Annotated in this window: 18 protein-coding genes; 11 read left to right on the top strand and 7 right to left on the bottom strand. The window is 70.7% G+C overall.

Annotated elements, in window-relative coordinates:
- Window positions 1-89: 89 nt before the first annotated feature.
- From DFQ59_RS11540 to DFQ59_RS11525, 4 genes are read left to right on the top strand one after another with little or no spacing between them, the layout of a single operon-like run.
- On the top strand, window positions 90-3,404 hold the full coding sequence (locus tag DFQ59_RS11540; protein ID WP_114279861.1) for a transglutaminase family protein: 3,315 nt from the start codon (window positions 90-92) through the stop codon (window positions 3,402-3,404).
- 11 nt (window positions 3,405-3,415) lie between these two features.
- Entirely contained in the window at window positions 3,416-4,873 is a 1,458-nt protein-coding gene (locus tag DFQ59_RS11535) for a circularly permuted type 2 ATP-grasp protein (protein ID WP_114279860.1), read from the top strand.
- Window positions 4,874-4,875: 2 nt separating this feature from the next.
- Window positions 4,876-5,826: an alpha-E domain-containing protein gene (locus DFQ59_RS11530; RefSeq protein WP_114279859.1), complete on the top strand. Its 951-nt coding sequence runs from the start codon at window positions 4,876-4,878 to the stop codon at window positions 5,824-5,826.
- Window positions 5,827-5,868: 42 nt separating this feature from the next.
- Window positions 5,869-6,588: a proteasome-type protease gene (locus tag DFQ59_RS11525; RefSeq protein WP_114279858.1), complete on the top strand. Its 720-nt coding sequence runs from the start codon at window positions 5,869-5,871 to the stop codon at window positions 6,586-6,588.
- Window positions 6,589-6,636: 48 nt separating this feature from the next.
- Here DFQ59_RS11525 and paaK read toward each other — a convergent pair whose 3' ends face one another.
- From paaK to DFQ59_RS11490, 7 genes are all read right to left on the bottom strand, one after another.
- A complete protein-coding gene (gene paaK / locus DFQ59_RS11520) occupies window positions 6,637-7,953 on the bottom strand; it encodes a phenylacetate--CoA ligase PaaK (RefSeq protein WP_245937263.1) in 1,317 nt (438 codons plus the stop codon).
- Window positions 7,954-8,019: 66 nt separating this feature from the next.
- Complete coding sequence (gene pcaF, locus DFQ59_RS11515; protein ID WP_114279857.1) at window positions 8,020-9,225, bottom strand: 3-oxoadipyl-CoA thiolase; 1,206 nt, start codon at window positions 9,223-9,225, stop codon at window positions 8,020-8,022.
- Between the two features lie 148 nt (window positions 9,226-9,373).
- Entirely contained in the window at window positions 9,374-9,853 is a 480-nt protein-coding gene (gene paaI, locus DFQ59_RS11510; RefSeq protein ID WP_114279856.1) for a hydroxyphenylacetyl-CoA thioesterase PaaI, read from the bottom strand.
- The gene (paaH, locus tag DFQ59_RS11505) at window positions 9,840-11,381 is read right to left on the bottom strand and encodes a 3-hydroxyacyl-CoA dehydrogenase PaaH (RefSeq protein WP_114279855.1); all 1,542 of its coding nucleotides are present in this window, start codon (window positions 11,379-11,381) and stop codon (window positions 9,840-9,842) included. The genes paaI and paaH overlap by 14 nt, the downstream gene beginning before the upstream one ends.
- 1 nt (window position 11,382) lies before the next feature.
- Complete coding sequence (gene paaG, locus DFQ59_RS11500) at window positions 11,383-12,174, bottom strand: 2-(1,2-epoxy-1,2-dihydrophenyl)acetyl-CoA isomerase PaaG (protein WP_114279854.1); 792 nt, start codon at window positions 12,172-12,174, stop codon at window positions 11,383-11,385.
- A gap of 52 nt (window positions 12,175-12,226) precedes the next feature.
- Window positions 12,227-13,021: an enoyl-CoA hydratase-related protein gene (locus tag DFQ59_RS11495; RefSeq protein WP_114279853.1), complete on the bottom strand. Its 795-nt coding sequence runs from the start codon at window positions 13,019-13,021 to the stop codon at window positions 12,227-12,229.
- 109 nt (window positions 13,022-13,130) lie between these two features.
- A complete protein-coding gene (locus DFQ59_RS11490; protein WP_114279852.1) occupies window positions 13,131-13,910 on the bottom strand; it encodes a Phenylacetic acid catabolic protein in 780 nt (259 codons plus the stop codon).
- Between the two features lie 253 nt (window positions 13,911-14,163).
- Between DFQ59_RS11490 and DFQ59_RS11485 the strand changes: the two genes are divergently transcribed.
- From DFQ59_RS11485 to DFQ59_RS11455, 7 genes are all read left to right on the top strand, one after another.
- The gene (locus DFQ59_RS11485; RefSeq protein WP_114279851.1) at window positions 14,164-14,613 is read left to right on the top strand and encodes a flavodoxin domain-containing protein; all 450 of its coding nucleotides are present in this window, start codon (window positions 14,164-14,166) and stop codon (window positions 14,611-14,613) included.
- Window positions 14,614-14,630: 17 nt separating this feature from the next.
- The gene (gene paaN / locus DFQ59_RS11480; RefSeq protein WP_114279850.1) at window positions 14,631-16,298 is read left to right on the top strand and encodes a phenylacetic acid degradation protein PaaN; all 1,668 of its coding nucleotides are present in this window, start codon (window positions 14,631-14,633) and stop codon (window positions 16,296-16,298) included.
- A 285-nt stretch (window positions 16,299-16,583) separates the two neighbouring features.
- A complete protein-coding gene (locus DFQ59_RS11475) occupies window positions 16,584-17,204 on the top strand; it encodes a phenylacetic acid degradation protein PaaY (RefSeq protein WP_114279849.1) in 621 nt (206 codons plus the stop codon).
- A gap of 237 nt (window positions 17,205-17,441) precedes the next feature.
- Window positions 17,442-18,227 carry an enoyl-CoA hydratase gene (locus tag DFQ59_RS11470; protein ID WP_114279848.1) on the top strand — a complete coding sequence of 262 codons (786 nt, stop codon included), beginning with the start codon at window positions 17,442-17,444 and terminating at the stop codon, window positions 18,225-18,227.
- A gap of 169 nt (window positions 18,228-18,396) precedes the next feature.
- Window positions 18,397-20,253, top strand: a complete 1,857-nt coding sequence (locus DFQ59_RS11465; protein WP_114279979.1) for a thiamine pyrophosphate-dependent enzyme — start codon at window positions 18,397-18,399, stop codon at window positions 20,251-20,253.
- A gap of 8 nt (window positions 20,254-20,261) precedes the next feature.
- Window positions 20,262-20,888 carry an indolepyruvate oxidoreductase subunit beta gene (locus DFQ59_RS11460; RefSeq protein WP_114279847.1) on the top strand — a complete coding sequence of 209 codons (627 nt, stop codon included), beginning with the start codon at window positions 20,262-20,264 and terminating at the stop codon, window positions 20,886-20,888.
- Window positions 20,889-20,896: 8 nt separating this feature from the next.
- Entirely contained in the window at window positions 20,897-21,130 is a 234-nt protein-coding gene (locus DFQ59_RS11455) for a hypothetical protein (RefSeq protein WP_114279846.1), read from the top strand.
- Window positions 21,131-21,171 lie beyond the last annotated feature (41 nt).

Here is a 21,171-nt window from a genome sequence, read left to right as displayed (position 1 = left end):
AGGGTATTGTACGCCCCCCGCCCGCACCCACCGACAAGAATTGCACAGGCCGACCCGTCCTCAACGGGCTCAATGACTTAGGGGCCCACATGTCCATCCGGATCGCCATCCACCACCGCACCGAGTACCACTACGATCGGCCGGTTGCCCTCTCGCCCCACCTGGTGCGGCTGCGCCCCGCCCCCCACACCCGCACGCCGGTGCACCGCTACAGCCTGCGGGTGGAGCCGGGGGATCACTTCGTGAACTGGCAGCAGGACGCCTTCGGCAACCACGTGGCCCGCTTCGTCTTCCCCGGCAAGACCGAGCGGCTGGTCATCGAGGTGGACCTGGTGGCGGAGCTGGTGACCATCAACCCCTTCGACTTCTTCGTCGAGAGCTACGCCGACGACTGGCCCTTCGAGTACGACGCCCAGCTGCGCAAGGACCTGGCGCCCTACTTCGCGGTGACCGAGGACGGCCCGCGGCTGCGGGAGTGGCTCGCCGGGGTGGAGCGGGAGCCGAAGAACACGGTGAACTTCCTGGTGGCGCTGAACCAGCGCCTGCAGCAGGACATCGGCTACGTCATCCGCCTCGAGCCCGGTATCCAGCCCTGCGAGGAGACCCTCGAGCGGGCCCGGGGCTCGTGCCGCGACTCGGGCTGGCTGCTGGTCCAGATCCTGCGCCACCTGGGGCTGGCCGCCCGCTTCGTCTCCGGCTACCTGGTGCAGCTCAGGCCGGACATGAAGTCCCTGGACGGCCCCTCCGGCGCCGAGGAGGACTTCACCGACCTGCACGCCTGGGCCGAGGTGTTCGTCCCGGGCGCGGGCTGGATCGGCCTGGACCCCACCTCGGGCCTGTTCGCCGGCGAGGGACACATCCCGCTCGCCTGCACGCCCGAGGCGGTCAGCGCCGCCCCGGTCACCGGCGCCACCGACCGCTGCGAGGTGAGCTTCCGCTACGAGAACCGCGTGACCCGGATCCGCGAGACCCCGCGGGTCACCTTCCCCTACGCCGAGGCGCAGTGGGCGGAGGTGATGGCCATGGGCGCCCGGGTGGACGCGGCGCTGGAGGCCGGCGACGTGCGCCTGACCCTGGGCGGGGAGCCCACCTTCGTCTCCATCGACGACATGGACGGCGCCGAGTGGAACACCGCCGCCCTCGGCCCCCACAAGCGCGAGCGGGCCGAAGTGCTGCTGCGCCGGCTGTGGCAGCGCCACGCCCCCGGCGGGCTGCTGCATCACGGCCAGGGCAAGTGGTACCCCGGCGAGCCCCTGCCGCGCTGGGCGCTCGGCTGCTTCTGGCGCGGCGACGGCCAGCCCGTCTGGCAGGACCCACGCTGGCTGGCCGACCCGGTGCGGGACGCCGGCCTGGGCGAGGCCGATGCGCGCCTCTTCAGCCGGGCGCTGGCGCGCCGGCTCGGCCTGCCCGCCGATCACGCCCTGCCCGCCTACGAGGACGTCCAGTACTACCTGTGGAAGGAGGGCACCCTGCCGGAGAACGTGAACGTGCTCGACGCGAAGGTGGGCCACCCGCTGGAGCGGGCGCGCCTGCGGCGGCTGTTCGAGCACGGGCTGGAACGGGTGGTGGGCTACGCCCTGCCCCTGGCCCGGGACGGGGAGGCCGGGCGCTGGGTCTCGAGCCGCTGGCGCTTCCGCCGCGAGCACCTGTTCCTGGTGCCCGGCGACTCGCCCATGGGGCTGCGCCTGCCCCTCGACTCCCTGCAGTGGGAGCCGGTGGAGAGGCGCCAGCCGCTCATCGCCCGCGACCCCTTCGCCCCGAAGCCGGTGCTGCCGGCGGAATTCGGCGAGGTGCACGCCCGCTACGCCGCGCCGGTGGCGGAACAGGCCCCGCGGGAGGATCTGCGCGAGCAGGGCTACGCCGACCTGGAGGGCGGCGAACCGGGCTACCTGGTGCGCACCGCCCTGTGCGTGGAGCCGCGCGGCGGCAACCTGCACCTGTTCATTCCCCCGCTCACCCACCTGGAACACTGGCTGGAGTTCATCGCCGCGGTGGAGGCCACGGCCCGGGAGCTGGAACTGCCGGTGGTGCTGGAGGGCTACGAGCCGCCCCACGACGAGCGGCTCACGCGCCTGCACATCACCCCCGACCCCGGCGTCATCGAGGTGAACGTGCCGCCGGTGACGGGCTGGGACGAGCTGACCCGCCAGACCGAGAGCCTCTACGAGGAGGCGCGGCTGGCCCGCCTCGGCACCGAGAAGTTCATGCTCGACGGCCGCCACACCGGCACCGGCGGCGGCAACCATGTCACCCTGGGCGGGGCCACCCCGGCCGACTCGCCGATCCTGCGCCGCCCCCACCTGCTGGGCAGCCTGGTGACCTACTGGCAGCACCACCCGAGCCTCTCCTACCTCTTCTCCGGCCTGTTCATCGGCCCCACCTCCCAGGCGCCACGCGCCGACGAGGCCCGCGACGACGCCATGTACGAGCTGGAGATCGCCCTGCAGCAGCTGCCCTCCGGCGAGGTGCCCGCCCCGTGGCTGGTGGACCGGGTGCTGCGCAACCTGCTGGTGGACGTGACCGGCAACACCCACCGCGCCGAGTTCTGCATCGACAAGCTCTACTCGCCCGACTCCCCGGTCGGCCGCCGCGGACTGGTGGAGTTCCGCGGCTTCGAGATGCCGCCCCACTGGCAGATGAGCGCGGTGCAGATGCTCCTGATCCGCGCCCTCGTGGCGCGCTTCTGGGACCATCCCTACGACCTCGCCCCGGTGCGCTGGGGCACCGAGCTGCACGACCGCTTCATGCTGCCCCACTTCGTGGAGACCGACTTCCGCGGCGTCATCGCCGACCTGAACCGCTGGGGCCACCCGTTCCGGGCGGAGTGGTTCGATCCCTTCCTCGAGTTCCGCTTCCCCCACTACGGCGCCGTGCAGGTGGGGGACGTGGAGCTCGAGCTGCGCTTCGCCATCGAGCCCTGGCACGTGCTCGGCGAGGAGGTCACCGCCCAGGGCACCGCCCGCTTCGTGGACAGCTCGGTGGAGCGGCTGCAGCTGAAGGTGCGCGGCCTGACCGAGGGCCGGCACGTGGTCACCTGCAACGGCCGGCGCGTCCCCCTGCGCCGCACCGGCACCCGCGGCGAGCAGGTGGCCGGGGTGCGCTACAAGGCCTGGTCGCCCCCCTCCGGGCTGCATCCCACCATCGCCGCGCACGCCCCGCTGGTGTTCGACCTGGTGGACAGCTGGAACCGCCACGCCCTCGGCGGCTGCACCTACCACGTGGCCCATCCCGGCGGACGCAACTACGAGACCTTCCCGGTCAATGCCAACGAGGCGGAGGCGCGGCGGCTGGCCCGCTTCTGGGACCACGGCCACACCCCCGGCCCCGTCGACCCGCCGCCCGAGACGCCCGCCGGCGATCATCCCTACACCCTGGATCTCCGCCACCGTGCGGAGCCTGCCTGACGAGGCCCCCCATGCCGATCGACTGGAAGCAGTACCGCAGCGAAGGGTTCTACGACGAGATCATCGGACCGCGCGGCGGACCCCGGCGCTCCGCCCGGCACCTGGCCCGGCACCTGGCGCAGATGGACGCCGCCGAGCTGACCGCGCGCCAGGCGGCGGCCGATCTCGCCATCACCGAGATGGGCATCACCTTCACCGTCTACTGCGACGAGAGCGGCGGCGCCATCGACCGGGCCTGGCCCTTCGACATCATCCCCCGCATCATCCCGGAATCCGAGTGGCGCCGGGTGGAGGAGGGACTGAAGCAGCGGGTCACCGCCCTGAACCTGTTCATCGACGATCTCTACCACGAGCAGAAGGTGGTGCGGGACGGGGTCTTCCCCGAGGCGGTGCTGAAGAGCTCCAGCAACTTCCGGCCCCAGTGCGTGGGCGTCGATCCGCCCTACGGGGTGTGGGCCCACATCTGCGGCTCCGACCTGGTGCGCGACGCCGACGGGACCTTCTACGTGCTGGAGGACAACCTGCGGGTCCCCTCGGGGGTCTCCTACATGCTGGAGAACCGGCTGGTGACCAAGCGCGTCTTCCCGGAGCTGTTCGAGGACTATGCGCCGCTGCCGGTGGACGACTACCCGAGCCAGCTGTTCGACACCCTGGCCACCCTCTCGCCGCGCCCGGCGGACTATCCCGAGGTGGTGGTGCTCACCCCGGGCATCTACAACTCCGCCTACTTCGAGCACGCCTACCTGGCCCAGCAGATGGGCTGCGAGCTGGTGGAGGGACGGGACCTGTTCGTGGACGACGACGACTGCGTCTACATGCGCACCGTCGACGGCCCGGCCCGGGTGGACGTCATCTACCGCCGCGTCGACGACCTGTTCCTCGACCCGGAGGCGTTCCGGCCCGACTCCATGCTCGGCGTGCCGGGGCTGCTGCGGGCCTGGAAGGCGGGCAACGTGGGGCTGGCCAACGCCCCCGGCGCGGGCGTGGCCGACGACAAGGTGGTCTACTCCTACGTGCCCGAGCTCATCCGCTACTACCTGGACCAGGATCCCGTCATCCCCAACGTGCCGACCCTGCGCTGCATGGAGCCGGAGGTGCTGAAGCACGTGCTGACCAACCTGGACACGCTGGTGGTCAAGCCCGCCAACGAGTCGGGCGGCTACGGCATGATCGTCGGGCCCGCCTCCACCCAGAAGGAGCGCGAGGCCTTCGCCGTGCAGCTGCGCAAGGATCCGCGCAACTACATCGCCCAGCCCACTCTGCGGCTCTCGACGGTGCCCACCGTGGTGGACAGCCAGGTGGAACCGCGCCACGTGGACCTGCGGCCCTTCATCCTCAGCGCCGACCGGCAGTACGTGACCACCGGCGGCCTGACCCGCGTCGCCCTGCGCAGGGGCTCCCTGGTGGTGAACTCCTCCCAGGGCGGCGGCAGCAAGGATACCTGGATCGTCCCCCAGGGGGAGGAGTGACCATGCTCTCGAGAGTGGCTGAGAACATCTACTGGATGGCCCGTTACGTGGAGCGGGCCGAGAACACCGCGCGGGTGGTGATGGTGAACGCCAACCTGCTGCTGGATCTGCCCCGGGGCGTGGCGCCCGGCTGGGAGCCGCTCATCTGGATCACCGGCTCCACCGAGCTGTTCGAGGCCCGCTACAAGAGCTACGGCGAGCGCCAGGTGGTGAAGTTCCTGCTCGGCGACGAGGACAGCGCCTGTTCCATCATCAGCTACCTGCGCCAGGCCCGGGAGAACGCCCGCGCCATCCGCGACATCATTCCGCGGGAGTCCTGGGAGCAGCTCAACGCCCTGGTGCTCGGCACCCGCGCGAGCCTCCAGCAGGGGCTCACCAAGGGCGGGCGCTACGCCTACCTGAAGAGCGTCATCCACGGCTGCCAGGGGCTGACCGGCATGCTGGCCGGCACCATGAACCACGACCAGGGCTACCACTTCCTGCGCATCGGCCGCAACCTGGAGCGCGCCGACATGACCACCCGCATCATCGACGTGCGCTCCGCCGACCTGCTGCCGGGCGAATCGGAGCTGCGGCCCTTCGAGACCATCCAGTGGGTGAGCGTGCTGAAATCCCTGACCGCCTACCAGATGTACCGCCGCAGCCGGCAGTTGCGCGTCACCCGCCCCGACGTGCTGCGCTTCCTGTTCCAGAGCGACGAGTTCCCGCGCGCGGTCTACCACTGCATGGAGGCGGTGGAGGCGAGCATCGCGCCGCTGCCGCGCAGCGACAGCGCACTGCGCCTCATCGGCCGCATCAAGCGCCAGCTCCAGGAGGCGGACGTGGGCAGCCTCCGGCAGGACGATCTGCACACCTACATCGATGCCCTGCAGCTGATCTTCGGGGATCTGCACGGCGAAATCGCCACCACCTGGTTCCTGCCGCAGGCGCAGGTCCAGGCCCAGTCGGCCTGAGCGCGGCCGCATCCGGCACAGAGCAGGGGGAGCCCCGGAACCATGACCTACTGCGTCGCCCTGATACTGGATCAGGGCATGGTGTTCGCGTCCGACTCGCGTACCAACGCGGGCGTGGACTACGTCTCCAGCTTCAGCAAGATGAAGGTGTTCGAGCGCCCGGGCGACCGGGTCATCGTGATCCTCAGCTCCGGCAATCTCGCCATCACCCAGGGGGTGATGGAGCTGCTGGAGCGCCGGATCCATGACCAGTCGCCCAACCTGATGGAGGTGGAGAGCCTCTACGACGCCGCCCTGCTGGTGGGCGGTGCGCTGCGCGAGATGCAGGGCCGCGACGGCCAGGTGCTGGCCCAGTACAACATCGACTACGGCGCCTCGTTCCTGGTGGGCGGACAGATTGCCGGCGAGGCGCCGCGGCTGTTCAACGTCTACTCCCAGGGCAACTTCATCGAGGCCACCCTCGACACCCCCTACTTCCAGATCGGCGAGAGCAAGTACGGCAAGCCGATCCTGGACCGGGTCATCACCCGCGAGACCCCGCTGGACGACGCGGTCAAGTGCGTCCTCATCTCCTTCGACTCCACCATCCGCAGCAACATCTCGGTGGGGCCGCCCATCGACCTGCTCTGCTACCGGCACAACGCCGTTCGGGTGGATCGCCGGCTGCGCATCGCCGAGGACGATCCCTACTTCCAGACCCTGCGCCGGCTGTGGAGCGAGGGGCTGCGGGGCGTGTTCGCCACCCTGCCCGCGCCGCCCTGAAAAAGAACGGCCCGCCAGGTGGCGGGCCGTGGGCGGGGACAGACCCGGTCAGGACTTCGGCCGCTTGTCGATGACGCGCCTGGCCTTGCCCTGGGAGCGTTCGATGGCGCCCGTCTCCACCACCCGCACGTTGGTGGTGATGCCGATGTAGGACTTGATGTGGTGCTGCAGCTCCTTCGCCGCCTGGGACTTGGTGGCCTCGGAGGCGCCGGACTGCTCGGCGCGCATCTCCACCAGCACGTCGATGCTGTCCAGGTGCCGCTCGCGGTAGACCTCCAGCACGTAGTGGGGCGAGAGACCCGCCACCCGCAGGATCTGCTCCTCGATCTGGCTCGGGAAGACGTTGACGCCGCGGATGATGAGCATGTCGTCGGAGCGGCCGGTGATCTTGCCCATGCGGCGCATGGTGCGCGCGGAGCCGGGCAGCAGCCGGGTGATGTCCCGGGTGCGGTAGCGGATGACCGGCATCGCCTCCTTGGTGAGCGAGGTGAAGACCAGCTCGCCCTCCTCGCCCTCGGGCACCACCTCACCGGTCTCGGGATTGATGATCTCGGGGAAGAAGTGGTCCTCCCAGATGTGGGGCCCGTCCTTGGTCTCGATGCACTCGTTGGCCACGCCGGGGCCGATCACCTCCGACAGGCCGTAGATGTCGATGGCGTCGATGCCGAACCGCTCCTCGATTTCCAGGCGCATGGAGTCGGTCCAGGGCTCGGCGCCGAAGATGCCGATGCGCAGCGAGCAGTTGCGCGGGTCGATGCCCTGGCGCTCGAACTCGTCGGCGATGTTGAGCATGTAGGAGGGGGTGACCATGATGATGTCCGGCTCGAAGTCCTGGATCAGCTGCACCTGCTTCTCGGTCTGGCCGCCGGACATGGGAATCACGGTGCAGCCCAGGCGCTCGGCGCCGTAATGGGCCCCCAGGCCGCCGGTGAACAGGCCGTAGCCGTAGGAGACGTGCACCTTGTCGTTGCGGTGGCCGCCGGCGGCGCGGATGGAGCGCGCCATCATGTCCGCCCACATGTCGATGTCGCCCTGGGTGTAGCCCACCACGGTGGGCTTGCCGGTGGTGCCCGAGGAGGCGTGCACGCGCACCACCTCGCTCATGGGCACGGCGAACATCCCGAAGGGATAGTTCTCGCGCAGGTCCTGCTTGGTGGTGAAGGGAAACTTCGCCAGGTCCGCCAGCTCATTCAGGTCGTGGGGGTGGACGCCCGCCGCGTCGAACTTGCGCCGGTAGTGGGCCACGTTCTGGTAGGCGTGGTTGAGCGACCAGCGCAGCCGCTCGATCTGCAGCGCGACCAGCTCGTCGCGGCTGGCGGTTTCAATCGGGTCGAGATCTCCCCGCAGTGGCGCATCGAGTTTCACGGCGCTTCCCCCTTGGTCATATCTTTTCGGCATCATTTTCGTGGCTATGCGGCTAAACGGTCCTTTTTACAACCGTTCGATGACAGTGGCAATGCCCTGCCCCACCCCGATGCACATGGTGCACAGGGCGTAGCGTCCGCCGCTGCGCTCCAGCTGGTAGAGCGCGGTGGTCAGCAGCCGCGCCCCGCTCATCCCCAGCGGATGGCCCAGGGCGATGGCGCCGCCGTTGGGATTCACCTGCGCGGCGTCGTCCGGCAGCCCGAGCTCCCGCAGCACCGCCAGCGCCTGGGCCGCGAACGCCTCGTTCAGCTCGATGACGTCCATCTGCCCGATCTCCAGCCCCAGCCGCTGCAGCAGCCGCCGGCTGGCCGGCGCCGGGCCCACGCCCATGATGCGCGGCGCAACGCCCGCCGCGGCCATGCCCAGCACCCGCGCCCGCGGCGTCAGGCCGTGGCGCTCCACGGCGGCGGGCGAGGCCAGCAGCAGCGCGCAGGCGCCGTCGTTGACCCCCGAGGCGTTGCCCGCGGTCACCGTGCCCTCGGGCCTGACCACGCCCTTGAGCCGGGCGAGGGTCTCAAGGGTGGTCTCCGGGCGCGGGTGCTCGTCCTCCGTCACCACCCGCGGCTCGCCCCGGCGCTGGGGAATGGTCACCGGCACGATCTCCTGGGCCAGCACTCCCGCATCCCGGGCCGCGGCCGTCCGCTGCTGGCTGCGCAGCGCGAAGGCGTCCTGGTCGGCGCGGCCGATGCCGAACTCCCCGGCCACGTTCTCGGCCGTCTCGGGCATGGAATCCACCCCGTGGAGCTCGCGCATGAGCGGGTTCACGAACCGCCAGCCGATGGTGGTGTCGTGGATCGCCGCCTGGCGCGAGAAGGCGCGCTCGGCCTTGCCCATCACGAACGGCGCCCGCGACATGCTCTCCACGCCCCCGGCGATGAGCAGGTCCGCCTCGCCGGCGCGGATGGCCCGCGCGGCGGAGCCCACCGCATCCATGCCCGAGCCGCACAGCCGGTTGATCGTGCTCCCCGGCACCTCCACCGGCAGCCCCGCCAGCAGCGCCGACATGCGCGCCACGTTGCGGTTGTCCTCGCCGGCCTGGTTGGCGCAGCCGAACAGCACATCCTCCACCGCCGACCAGTCCACCCCGGGGTTGCGCTCCATCAGCGCCCGGATCACCACCGCGCCCAGGTCGTCGGGCCGCACGGCCGCGAGCGCGCCGCCGTAGCGGCCGATGGGCGTGCGGATGGCGTCGCAGATATAGGCTTCGATCATCGCTCCTGTCCTCGGGCCGGGTTTCCCGCCGGCCATCGTCATGCCTGTTCAGACCGTGCTGACGGGGCACGGTGATGCGCCGCCCGGCCCGGGCGGTCCGCCACACCCATCCCCTGCGCCCCCTGTGGCCGACAACGCCCGGCCATATTCAGTCCGCCATCGTTTCCGGCGCGGTCGCGGCGCCGATCACCTCGCCGCGGATGCGGTAGGACTTGCCCCGGAACAGGGCCACCACCTCGCCGTTCTGGCGCGAGACGGTGATGTCGTAGACCCCGGTGCGGCCGCTGAGGGAGCGCTCCACCGCCTCGGCGGTGAGGATGTCGCCCAGGAACGCCGGGGCCAGGTACTCGATGCTGCAGCCGGAGGCGACGGTGGCCCGGTTGTAGGCGTTGCAGGCGTAGGCGAACAGGGTGTCGGCCAGGGCGAAGGTCATGCCGCCATGGCAGATGCGGTGGCTGTTCACCATGTCCTTGCGCACCTCCATCCGGCCCAGGGCGTAGCCCGGCCCCACCCGCTCGATGCTGATTCCCATGGCCTGGGCGGTGTAGTCGTCGCGGTACATCGCCTCCCGGCACGCCTCGGCCAGCTGCTGGGCGTCGTGCTGCTCCCTGATCTCACTGTTGTCCATGAAAGCTCCCCCTGCTCCAGACCTTGCGCCGCAGCAGCGGCGAGACCCGGTAGCGATCCAGTCCGTAGGTGGCCCCCAGGTGCTCCAGCACCCGCACCACCCAGTCCGCGCCCAGGGCGTCGCACCACGCCAGCGGGCCGCGGGGATAGTTGACCCCGCCGCCCATGGCCGCGTCCACACCCGCGGCGTCCGCCACCCCCTGGTTCACCGTGTCCGCCGCCTCGTTGGCCAGCATCGCCACCGTACGCGCCACGATGAGCCCGGGCACGTCGTCCAGCCCGCTCACCGCGAGCCCCGCCGCCTGGAACAGCCCGGCCGCCCGCGCCTGCGCCGCCGGGTCGGCCTGGTCCGCGGTCGCGATGCCGATGCGCGTGGCCCGGCCGTAGTCCAGCGCCAGGTCGAACAGCACCAGGGCCGGGCGACCCTCGGCGACCGCCCGCTGGGTGGCCATGCGCCCGTCGGTGAGCGCCACGGCCACGCCGTCCACCTCCAGCCAGCCGGCGCCGGCCGACCCGGTGCGCCGCAGCCGCAGGCCGGCGGACTCCAGCCGCTGTACCAGGCCCGCCGCCGGGCCGGGGTCGCCGTGCACGGTGACGCTCTCCGGGCGCGGCCCCGGCGCCAGGGTGGCCGGCTCCGGCCGCACCGCCCCCTCGGCGTAGTCGTAGAACCCGCGCCCGCTCTTACGGCCCAGGAAGCCGCCGGCCACCAGCTCCTGCTGGATCAGCGAGGGCAGGAAGCGCGGATCCTGGTAGTAGGCGGCATAGACCGAGCCGGTCACCGCGAAATTGACGTCGTGGCCGATGAGATCCATCAGCTCGAAGGGGCCCATGCGGAAGCCGCCGGCCTCGCGCAGCAGGGCGTCGAGGGTCTCCGGCGCGCCGCCGCCCTCCTCCAGCACCCGCAGCGCCTCGGCGTAGAAGGGCCGCGCCACCCGGTTGACGATGAAGCCGGGCGTGGATTTCACCGCCACCGCGTCCTTGCCCCAGCCCGCGGCGGTGGCGCGCACGCACCCGGCCGCGGCGGGATCGGTTGCCAGCCCCCGCACCACCTCCACCAGCCGCATCACCGGCACCGGGTTGAAGAAGTGCATCCCCACCACCCGCTCCGGGTGGTCGAGCCCGGCGGCCAGCGCGGTGATGGAGAGCGAGGAGGTGTTGCTGGCGAGAATCGTCTCCGCCGCGCAGATACCCTCCAGCTCCCGCAGCAGCCCGCGCTTGACCTCCAGGTCCTCGACGATGGCCTCCACCACCAGCGCGCAGGGCGCCAGCAGCTCCAGGCGGCCCACGGCGGTGATGCGCCCGAGCAGGGCGTCGCGGTCATCCGCCGTCATCCTCCCCCGCGCCACCTGGCGATCCAGCCCCCGGCGCAGGCGGTCGATGCCCTCCTCCGCGGCCCCCTCGCGGGCGTCGAACAGCCGCACCGGGTGGCCAGCCGCAGCCGCCACCTGGGCGATGCCCGCGCCCATGGTGCCGGCCCCCGCCACCCCGATGACCGCCTCCGGCGGCAGTGCTCCGGTCGGGATCGCCATCTCAGCGCCCCGCGAAGCGCGGCGGGCGCTTCTCCAGGAAGGCCGCGACCCCCTCGCGGTAGTCGGCCGTGCCGCCCGCCTCCCGCTGCAGATCCCGCTCGAGATCGAGCTGGGCGTCCAGGTCGTTGGACCAGGATGCCTGCAGGGCCCGCTTGACGAGGGCCAGGCCCCGGGTGGGCTGCTGCGCCAGGTGGCCGCACAGCGCCTCCGTCTCGCTCTCCAGCGCCGCGTCATCCACGCAGCGCCAGATGAGCCCCCAGGACTCCGCCTGCTCGGCGCTCAGCTTGTCGCCCAGCAGCGCCAGGCCCGCCGCCCGCGCCGCCCCCACCCGCCGCGGCAGGAACCAGGTGCCGCCTGAGTCGGGGATCAGGCCGATCCGGCAGAAGGCCTGGATGAAGCTCGCCGAACGCGCCGCCAGCACCAGGTCGCAGGCCAGCGCCAGGTTGGCGCCGGCGCCCGCCGCCACCCCGTTCACCGCGCACACCACCGGCAGCTCCAGGTCGCGCAGGCCGCGGATGAGGGGGTTGTAGTTGCGCTCGATGGACGCGCCCAGGTCCGGCGCCTCCGACCCGGGCGCCACGGCCCGGTCGGAGAGGTCCTGGCCGGCGCAGAAGCCGCGCCCGGCGCCGGTGATGAGCAGCACCCGCACCGAGTCGTCCGCGCGCACCGCCGCCAGGGCGTCGCGCAACTCCTCGTGCATGCGGGTGTTGAAGCTGTTGAGCCGCTCCGGCCGGTTGAGGGTGATGCGCGCCACCCCCCCGGCAACGGCGTAGTCGATGGTTTCGTAGTCCATGGTGTGTCCGGCTGTCCGTTCGTTTGTGTTTGATGGTGTGGGCGGGGCGGGTTCAGCGGCCGCTGAACGCGGGAGCGCGCTTCTCCAGGAAGGCCGCGATGCCCTCGCGCCGGTCGTCGCTGGCCGCCAGCAGGCAGAACGCCCGCCGCTCCAGGTCGAGCCCGGTGGAGAGCGGCGTCTCCCAGGCCGCCAGCACCGCCTCCTTGGCCAGCCGCAGCGCCAGCGGCGACTTCTCCGCCACCTTCCGCGCCAGCGCGCGGGCCCGTTCCGGCACCTCGGCGTCGGCCACCACCTCGCTCACCAGCCCCGCCGCCTGCGCCTCCGCGGCGCCCAGCATCTCGCCGCCCAGCACCAGCTTCATCGCCAGCGCCTTGCCCACCGCCCGGGTCAGGCGCTGGGTGCCGCCGGCGCCCGGGATGACGCCGAGGTTGATCTCCGGCTGGCCCAGCCGCGCCCCCGCCCCCGCCACGACGATGTCGGCGTGCATCATCAGCTCGCAGCCGCCGCCCAGCGCGTAGCCGCGCACCGCCGCCACCAGCGGCTTGGGGAACTCGCGGATGGCCTTCCAGTGACGGGGACGCTCGTCGAGCAGCGCGCCGACTGCATCCAGGGCCGCCATCTCCCGCACGTCCGCCCCCGCGGCGAAGGCCCGCTCGTCGCCCCCGATCAGCACCACCCGGACGGCGTCATCGGCCGCCGCCGCTTCCAGCACGGCCGCCAGCTCCGCCAGCGTCCGGGTGCGCAGGGCGTTGCGCACCTCGGGCCGCGCCAGCGTCACCTCCAGCACCCCCGCCTCGGGAGGGCCGACGTGGATGTCCTCGAAGCGGTTTTCGCCTTCGTCACTCATGGCAGGCAATGTTTCCACGCGGGCTGATCCGGGTCGACATGACCCCGGAGGATATGACACACAATTTAATGATTCAAATATTTTACTGTAAGCCTTTTTACGGGTAGGGTTATTGGGCCGGCCCGGCGTCGCCGGGCACCGTCAGCCCCAGCCGCCCCAGGCGGTCCCCGATCTCCCCCTCCCAGGCCGCCAGCAGCCCGGCGTTGCTGTGGCGGCGCAGGCCGTAGCGGCGGTAGAGATCGAAGCGGTCGGAATCGGTGCGCCCGAAGGTGTCGGCCACCCGCGGGTACCAGTAGTCCACCAGGGACTGGACGCCGTTCACCGAGGTACCGCGCTCCAGCGCCTCGCGCAGCCCGTTCTCGCCCAGCTGGGCGTGGCGGGACTCCTGCGGAACGATGGCGCCCATGGCCTCCGCGAGCGGCCCGTAGCTGCACTCCCGCAGCTCCCGCAGCTGGGCGGCGGAGGCGGTGCCCATGAGCATGTTCATGACCAGCGCGTCGTTCCACCCCTCCAGCGGATAGTGGAACACGTTCAACCGCTTGTCGCCGCCGACGCGGCGCACGCCCAGGTCCGCCTCGCGGTCCAGGCGGGCATCCCAGGCGTGGGAGCGGACATAGAGCCGCGGATTGACCCCGAAGGGGGTCAGCAGCGTCAGCACCCGCTCGGCATGGCCGAACTTCTCGCTGACGATGCGCGCCGCCACCATCCGCTCCTTGAGCCCCGGCCCCCGGTTGACCTGCCCCACGAAGCCGCTGGCTCCGGCCAGCTCGGAGTCCACGAACACCACCATGAGCCGCATCAGCTCGCCCCGGTACCCCGGCGGCAGCGTCTCTTCGGCGCCCACCTTGCCACCCGCCCCCACGTGGGCGATCAATGCCTTGTCGTCCATCTGACACTCCCGTGAACGGTTGCCTGCTGTTTCGGAGGCCGTCCCAATCCTTCCCAAAGGGATACAGATTGATTTGCGCCTTCCACCTTCCAGTATCAGAAAAGTTGTTGTATCTTTACTAACACAAAATTCGGCGGATGACTAGGAGTCCGGTATCACAAAGCGGCTGCCCACGGCCCGCTCCGGAGTCCGTGAAACGGCCGCGAAGGCCCATGCCCGCCAGGTTCCAACACGAGAATCGGTCCGACAGGCTATGACGACTATCGCGATACTGGTAGGCACCGAGTCCGGCAACGCCCAGATGGTGGCCGAGTGCCTCGAGGACGAGCTGGGCCGCCAGGGGCACACGGTCGAGGTGATCGCCGACCCCGATCCGGACAGCGCGGCGCTGGAGTCCCGGGAGATCGTGCTCATCTGCACCTCCACCCACGGCTCGGGCGAGCTGCCGGACAACATCATCCCCCTCTACGAGGGACTGCAGGAGAGCCGGCCGGATCTCTCCCACATCCGCTACGGCGTCATCGCCCTCGGCGACCAGACCTACACCGATACCTTCTGCAACGCCGGCAAGCTGATGGACCGGCTGTTCGGCGAGCTCGGCGCCGGCAAGGTGGGCGAGCGGCTCGAGATCGACGCCTGTACCCAGCCCCTGCCCGACGAGGAGGCGCTGGCCTGGGCCGCGGAGTGGCTCGAACAGTTATAGGACAACCGGAGGAGCACATGAGCACCGATTTATTCGCCCGTCACCGCGAGACCCTGGAACAGGCGCTGCGGGCCATCCGCACCCGGGAGTACTGGAGCGCCTATCCCGAGGCGCCGAGCGGCCGCATCTACGGCGAGACCGCCAACGCCGATGGCCAGGCGGCCTTCGAGGCGCGGCTCAACCGCCCCTTCCCCATCGACCAGCCCGGCACCGTGGGCCAGGCGGGCGCCGAGACCTCCCCCTACGGCATGGCGCTCGGCATCACCTACCCGCAGGTGGACCCGGCGGCGCTCCTGCCGGCCATGCAGGCGGCCATGCCCGCCTGGCGCGAGGCCGGGCCGGACGTCCGCGCGGGGGTGTGCCTGGAGATCCTCCACCGGCTCAACCGGCGCAGCTTCGAGCTCGCCCATGCCGTGATGCACACCACCGGCCAGGGCTTCGTGATGGCCTTCCAGGCCGGCGGCCCCCACGCCCAGGATCGGGGCCTGGAGGCGCTGGCCTACGCCTACGAGGAGATGAAGCGGGTGCCGGAGACGGCGCTGTGGACCAAGCCCCAGGGCAAGGCCGAACCCATCGCCATGGCCAAGACCTACCACCTGGTGCCCCGCGGCGTCGGCCTGGTCATCGGCTGTTCCACCTTTCCCACCTGGAACAGCTACCCCGGGCTGTTCGCCAGCCTGGTGACCGGCAACGCCGTGGTCATGAAGCCCCACTCGGGCGCCATCCTGCCCGCGGCCATCACCGTGGAGGTGGCCCGCGAGGTGCTCGCCGAGGCCGGCTTCGAGCCCAACCTGGTCGCCCTGGCCGCGGAGACCGTCGGCGAGCAGCGCGCGGCGGCGGAGCTGGCCCTGCGCCCGGAGGTGAAAATCATCGACTTCACCGGCTCCAGCCGGTTCGGCGACTGGCTGGAGGAGAACGCCAGGCAGGCGGATGTCTACACCGAGAAAGCGGGGGTGAACTGCATCGTCATCGACAGCGTCGCGGACATGAAGGCGGTCGCCCGCAACCTCGCCTTCACCCTCTCCCTCTACTCGGGCCAGATGTGCACCACCGCCCAGAACATCTTCATCCCCCGCGACGGCATCCCCGCCGGGGAGGGGCGGCTGACCTTCGACGAGGTGGCCGGCGCCATCGCCGGGGGGGTGCGGAAATTCCTCTCCGATCCGGAGCGGGCGGCGGAGGTGCTGGGCGCCATCCAGTGCGAGGCCACCGCCGAGCGGACGGACCGGGCCGCGGAGCTGGGCGAGGTGGTGCTGGCGCCCGAGGTGCGCGAGCATCCCCGCTTCCCCGCGGCGCGCATGCGCTCGCCGGCCATCCTGCGGGTGGACGCCCGCGAGGCGCCCACCTACGGCCGGGAGCTGTTCGGCCCCATCGCCTTCCTGGTGGCCACCGACTCCACCGCCGAGAGCATCGAGCGGGTGCGCGCCACGGTGCGCGAGCACGGCGCCATCACCCTGGCGGTCTACAGCACCGACGACGCCGTGCTCGCCGCCGCCGAGGCGCTGGCCATGGAGGTGGGCGTGGCCCTGTCGGTGAACCTCACCGACGGCGTCTTCGTCAACCAGTCCGCCGCCTTCAGCGACTACCACGCCACCGGCGCCAACCCCGCCGCCAACGCCTGCCTCACCGACAGCGCCTTCGTCGCGAAGCGCTTCCGTGTGGTGCAGTCCCGGCGGCATGTCTGAAGACGGTAATGGACAGGATGGACAGGATGGACAGGATGGACAGGATGGACAGGATGGACAGGATTTATATTATCCGCAGATTACGCCGATTACGCAGATAGTGTGGTTACATGGAGGCTGGCCGAAGCCGGCGCGATCGCATTCGCCAGTACCCGCCGTGCAGGACGCCGACCCGGGAAACAAAATCTGCGTAATCTGCGTAATCTGCGGATAAACAGTCTTTTTGTCCCAATCCTGTCCATCCTGTAAATCCTGTCCATTCCGTCTTTGAAAGGAGCTATCCGAATGCCCAAGGTCTACGCCATTGACGGTATCGTGCCGGTGGTGCACCCGGAGGCCTTCGTGCACCCGAGCGCGGTGCTGATCGGGGACGTGATCGTGGGGGCCGGGTGTTACATCGGGCCGTGCGCGTCGCTGCGCGGGGACTTCGGGCGCATCATCCTGGAGGCGGGGGCCAACCTGCAGGACACCTGCGTCATGCACGGTTTTCCCGGTACCGACACGGTGGTGGAGCCCGACGGCCACATCGGCCACGGCGCGGTGCTGCACGGCTGCCGGGTGGGCGCCAACGCCATGGTGGGCATGAACGCGGTGATCATGGACAACGTGACCATCGGCGAGTCGAGCATCATCGCCGCCATGGCCTTCGTGAAGGCCAACCTGGAGATCCCGCCCCGCAGCCTGGTGGCCGGCGTGCCGGGGCGCATCCTGCGCGAGCTGACCGACGAGGAGATCGCCTGGAAGCGCGAGGGCACCGCCTGCTACCAGCGCCTCTCCGTGCGCAGTCTCGGGACCATGCGCGAGACCGAGGCCCTGACCGAACCCGAGCCCGATCGCCCCCGCATAACCGCCGAGGACGTCGAACCCCTCTACCGGCTGCGGGAGCAGCAGGGGAAGGATCAATAGACAGGATTGGGACGAAAGGACTGTTTATCCGCAGATTACGCAGATTACGCAGATTACGCAGATTTTTTACTTGCCGGGCCGGCGTCCTGCCCGCCGGGTACTGGCGCATGCAATCGCGCCGGCTTCGGCCAGCCTCCATGTAACCACACTATCTGCGTAATCGGCGTAATCTGCGGACAATATAAATCCTGTCCATCCTGTAAATCCTGTCTATTCAACAACAAAGGACAGAGAACCATGAGCTACGAGCATATCCGGGTGGAGACCCGCGGGGCGGTGGGGCTGGTGACCCTGGACCGGCCGGAGGCGATGAACGCGCTCTGCGACGGGCTGCTGCGGGAGGTGAGCGCGGCCGTGCGGGCGTTCGCGGCCGACGACGGGGTGGGGGCGGTGGTGCTCACCGGCGGCGATGAAGTGTTCGCCGCCGGGGCGGACATCAAGGAGATGCAGGGCCGGCCGTTCGTTGACCTGTTCCTGGGCGACTTCCCCAACAGCCACCAGGAGGTGTGGGTCACGCTGGAGCAGTGCCGCAAGCCGGTCATCGCCGCGGTGGCGGGCTACGCGCTGGGCGGCGGCTGCGAACTGGCCATGGCCTGCGACTTCATCCTCGCCGCGGAGACGGCGAAGTTCGGCCAGCCGGAGGTGAAGATCGGCGCCCTGCCGGGCGCCGGCGGCACCCAGCGCCTGACCCGCCTGGTGGGCAAGTCGAAGGCCATGGAGATGTGCCTCACCGGGCGGCTGATGGACGCCGCCGAGGCCGAGCGGGTCGGGCTGGTGAGCCGCGTGCTGCCGGTGGAACGGCTGCTGGATGAGGCGCTGGCGGTGGCCGGGCGCATCGCCGAACTCTCCCGCCCGGCGGTCTTCATGGCGAAGGAGGCGGTGAAGGTGGCCGATGAGACCACCCTGCAGGAGGGGCTGCGCTTCGAGCGCCGGCTGTTCGAGGCGGCCTTCGCCACCGCCGACTGCGCCGAGGGCATGGCCGCCTTCGCCGGGAAGCGCAAGCCGGCGTTCCGCAACCGCTGACGGCGGCGCGCCGCCCTGCCGCAACGCACAAAGGCTTCGCCTTTTCCTCAACTTCTGGGGTATTATTTTTCGTTCGAAATTCAGACTCGGACACAGGAGCGCGGTCACCCTCCCACGGACGGGCGCGGGGTCGTGTGCCGCCGCCTGGCCGGTTAACAGAGGTATGACCATGAACGCTGTCGTCCAGGCGGTCGCCGAGACCCGTCACCTGCTCTCCGGCAACGAGGCCGTCGCCCGCGCGGTGTGGGAGGCCGGCGTCAAGGTCGCCGCCGCCTATCCCGGCACCCCCTCCACCGAGATCCTCGAGAACATCGCCCTCTACCCGGACGTCTACTCCGAATGGGCGGTGAACGAGAAGGTCTCCATCGAGGTGGCCATCGGCGCCTCCATCATGGGCGCGCGCGCCTTCTGCGCCATGAAGCACGTGGGCATGAACGTCGCCTCCGACGCCTTCATGACCCAGACGCTGGCCGGCGTGGTGGGCGGCCTGGTCATCGTGGTCACCGACGACGTGGGCCTCTCCTCCTCCCAGAACGAGCAGGACTCCCGCTACTGGGGCCGCTTCGGCCACATGCCGATCCTGGAGCCGGCCGACTCCCAGGAGGCCTACGAGATGGTCAAGGGCGCCTTCGCCCTCTCCGAGGAGCTGAACAGCCCGGTCATCGTGCGCATGACCACCCGGGTCTGCCACGTCAAGGCGATGGTGACCGTGGGCGAGCGCGAGACCCACGAGCCCGCGGGCTTCGAGAAGGATCCCGCCCGCTGGGTGCTCACCCCGGCCGCGGCGCGGGCGCGCATCCCGTGGATGTTCGAGCGCGACGGCAAACTACGCGAATTCGCCGAGGCCAGCGCGCTGAACCGGATCGTGGAAGGCGGCGACCGGCGGGTGGGCTTCCTGACCTCCGGCCCGGCCGCCATGCACGTGCAGGAGGCCTTCCCCGACGCCCCGCTGTTCAAGCTGGGCTTCAGCTGCCCCGCCCCCATCGGGCGCATCCGGGCCTTCGCCGGCACCGTGGAGCGGCTGGTGGTGGTGGAGGAGGGCGAGCCGCTGCTGGAGCAGGAGCTCAAGGCCGCCGGCATCGACTGCCACGGCAAGGACATCCTGCCGCGGATGGGCGAGATGGGTCCCGACGTGCTCCTGCCGGCGGTGAAGCCCCTGCTCGGCGAGCCCTGGGAGGCACCGGTCGGCCACCGGCGGCAGAGCCTGTTCCCGCGCCCGCCCACCATGTGCGTGGCCTGCCCCCATCTCGGCCCCTACTTCACCCTCTCGCGGCTGCGCAACGTCATCATCTCCGGCGACATCGGCTGCTACACCCTCGGCGCCGGCCATCCCTGGAACGCGCTCGACACCACCATCTCCATGGGCGCCTCCATGGGCGTGGCGCTGGGCATGGACAAGGGCCGCGGCGCCACCGACGGAAAGAAGGCGGTGGTGGCCGTCATCGGCGACTCCACCTTCCTGCACATGGGCATGCAGGGGCTGCTGGACATCACCTACAACCGCGGCAACGTCACCGTGCTGCTGCTGGACAACCGCGCCGTGGGCATGACCGGCGGCCAGGACCACGCCGGCACCGGGCGCGACATCCACGGCGAGGAGGCCCCGCGGGTGGACTTCGTGAAGCTGGTGCAGGCCCTGGGCGTCAAGCCCGAGCGCACCCACGTGGTGGACCCCTACGAGCTGCCCACCCTGTTCAAGGTGCTACGCCAGGAGACCAAAATCGAAGAGCCCTCGGTGATCATCACCAACCAGCCCTGCGTGCTCATCGACGACTACGAGAAGCACCAGCCCTACAAGGTGGTGGACGAGGCCTGCACCGGCTGCGGCAACTGCCTCGACGTGGGCTGCCCGGCCATCTTCGTCACCCGCCGCGACAAGGCGGTGAAGCCGAGCGGCAAGGAGGTGGACCTCGCCTTCGTGCGCATCGAAACCGCCGCCTGCACCGGCTGCAACCTGTGCGTGGAGACCTGCGCGCCCGACGCCATCGTCCACGCCGCCCCGACCCATTCCGTGAAGTTCCAGTGAGCCGAGCCGTGACCGACAAAGACGTGACCAACATCCTGGTGGTGGGCATCGGCGGCCAGGGTGTCATGACCGCCGCCGAGATCCTCGCCCAGACCGCCATCGTCCAGGGCTTCGACGTGAAGAAGACCGAGGTGGCCGGCATGGCCCAGCGCGGCGGCGTGGTGAGCTCCCACGTGCGCTTCGGGCCGAAGGTGCTCTCGCCCAAGATCGTGACCGGCACCGCCGACATCCTGGTGGGCTTCGAGGCCGCCGAGGCCATGCGCTGGTCCGACCACCTGCGCCCCGAGGGCGTGGCCATGGTCAACACCCTGCGCCTGGAGCCGCCGGTAGTGTCGCTGGGCCTCTACGACTATCCCGAGGACCCCATCGGCGCCATGCGCGAGGCCGGGGTGAACGTCTACGCCTTCGACGCCGGCGCCATCGCCCTGGAGCTCGGCGATCTGCGCCTGGTGAACACCGTCATGCTGGGCGCCATCGCCGACCACCTGCCCTTCCCCGCCGAGGTGCTGGAGGAGCAGATCGTGGCCCGCTTCCGCGCCCGCAAGCCGAAGCTGGTCACCGCCAACGAGCAGGCCTTCGCCCGCGGCCGGGCCGCCGCCCGCGCCGCCGGGCGGGCCGAGGCCGCCACGGCCTGAACCCGGACATGGCGACACCCGCCCGCCACCCCTTCGCCCCCACGGTGGACCCGTCCCGGGTCGACCGCTGCGTGGAGCAGCTGGCCCACGAGGGCTGCCGGGCGGTGCACGGCATCATCGAGCGGCTGGAACGGGGCGAGGCCTACGGCTGCACCGCCACCCTCAGCGCCGCCGAGCGCCGCGCGGTGATCAGTGAGCTGAAATCGGTGATGGCCCTCTACCGGAGCTGCCGCACCGGCTGAGCCGGGGCGCCCCGTTCGCCCCCGGGGCCATGACGCGGGGC

This window comes from Thioalbus denitrificans, assembly GCF_003337735.1.
Taxonomy (GTDB): domain Bacteria; phylum Pseudomonadota; class Gammaproteobacteria; order DSM-26407; family DSM-26407; genus Thioalbus; species Thioalbus denitrificans.
The sequence above is the reverse complement of the archived record's forward strand: the minus strand, read 5'-3'. Positions and strand labels throughout refer to the sequence as shown.

What these genes read in the sequence shown, in the direction of transcription:
- paaI (WP_114279856.1), bottom strand. Translation starts at nt 9,853, where the DNA reads ATGGACAACAGTGAGATCAGGGAGCAGCACGACGCCCAGCAGCTGGCC.
- paaG (WP_114279854.1), bottom strand. Translation starts at nt 12,174, where the DNA reads ATGGACTACGAAACCATCGACTACGCCGTTGCCGGGGGGGTGGCGCGC.
- DFQ59_RS11495 (WP_114279853.1), bottom strand. Translation starts at nt 13,021, where the DNA reads ATGAGTGACGAAGGCGAAAACCGCTTCGAGGACATCCACGTCGGCCCT.
- DFQ59_RS11470 (WP_114279848.1), top strand. Translation starts at nt 17,442, where the DNA reads ATGAGCTACGAGCATATCCGGGTGGAGACCCGCGGGGCGGTGGGGCTG.
- DFQ59_RS11490 (WP_114279852.1), bottom strand. Translation starts at nt 13,910, where the DNA reads ATGGACGACAAGGCATTGATCGCCCACGTGGGGGCGGGTGGCAAGGTG.
- DFQ59_RS11535 (WP_114279860.1), top strand. Translation starts at nt 3,416, where the DNA reads ATGCCGATCGACTGGAAGCAGTACCGCAGCGAAGGGTTCTACGACGAG.
- DFQ59_RS11475 (WP_114279849.1), top strand. Translation starts at nt 16,584, where the DNA reads ATGCCCAAGGTCTACGCCATTGACGGTATCGTGCCGGTGGTGCACCCG.
- paaN (WP_114279850.1), top strand. Translation starts at nt 14,631, where the DNA reads ATGAGCACCGATTTATTCGCCCGTCACCGCGAGACCCTGGAACAGGCG.
- DFQ59_RS11485 (WP_114279851.1), top strand. Translation starts at nt 14,164, where the DNA reads ATGACGACTATCGCGATACTGGTAGGCACCGAGTCCGGCAACGCCCAG.
- DFQ59_RS11525 (WP_114279858.1), top strand. Translation starts at nt 5,869, where the DNA reads ATGACCTACTGCGTCGCCCTGATACTGGATCAGGGCATGGTGTTCGCG.
- DFQ59_RS11455 (WP_114279846.1), top strand. Translation starts at nt 20,897, where the DNA reads ATGGCGACACCCGCCCGCCACCCCTTCGCCCCCACGGTGGACCCGTCC.
- pcaF (WP_114279857.1), bottom strand. Translation starts at nt 9,225, where the DNA reads ATGATCGAAGCCTATATCTGCGACGCCATCCGCACGCCCATCGGCCGC.
- DFQ59_RS11540 (WP_114279861.1), top strand. Translation starts at nt 90, where the DNA reads ATGTCCATCCGGATCGCCATCCACCACCGCACCGAGTACCACTACGAT.
- DFQ59_RS11465 (WP_114279979.1), top strand. Translation starts at nt 18,397, where the DNA reads ATGAACGCTGTCGTCCAGGCGGTCGCCGAGACCCGTCACCTGCTCTCC.
- paaH (WP_114279855.1), bottom strand. Translation starts at nt 11,381, where the DNA reads ATGGCGATCCCGACCGGAGCACTGCCGCCGGAGGCGGTCATCGGGGTG.
- DFQ59_RS11530 (WP_114279859.1), top strand. Translation starts at nt 4,876, where the DNA reads ATGCTCTCGAGAGTGGCTGAGAACATCTACTGGATGGCCCGTTACGTG.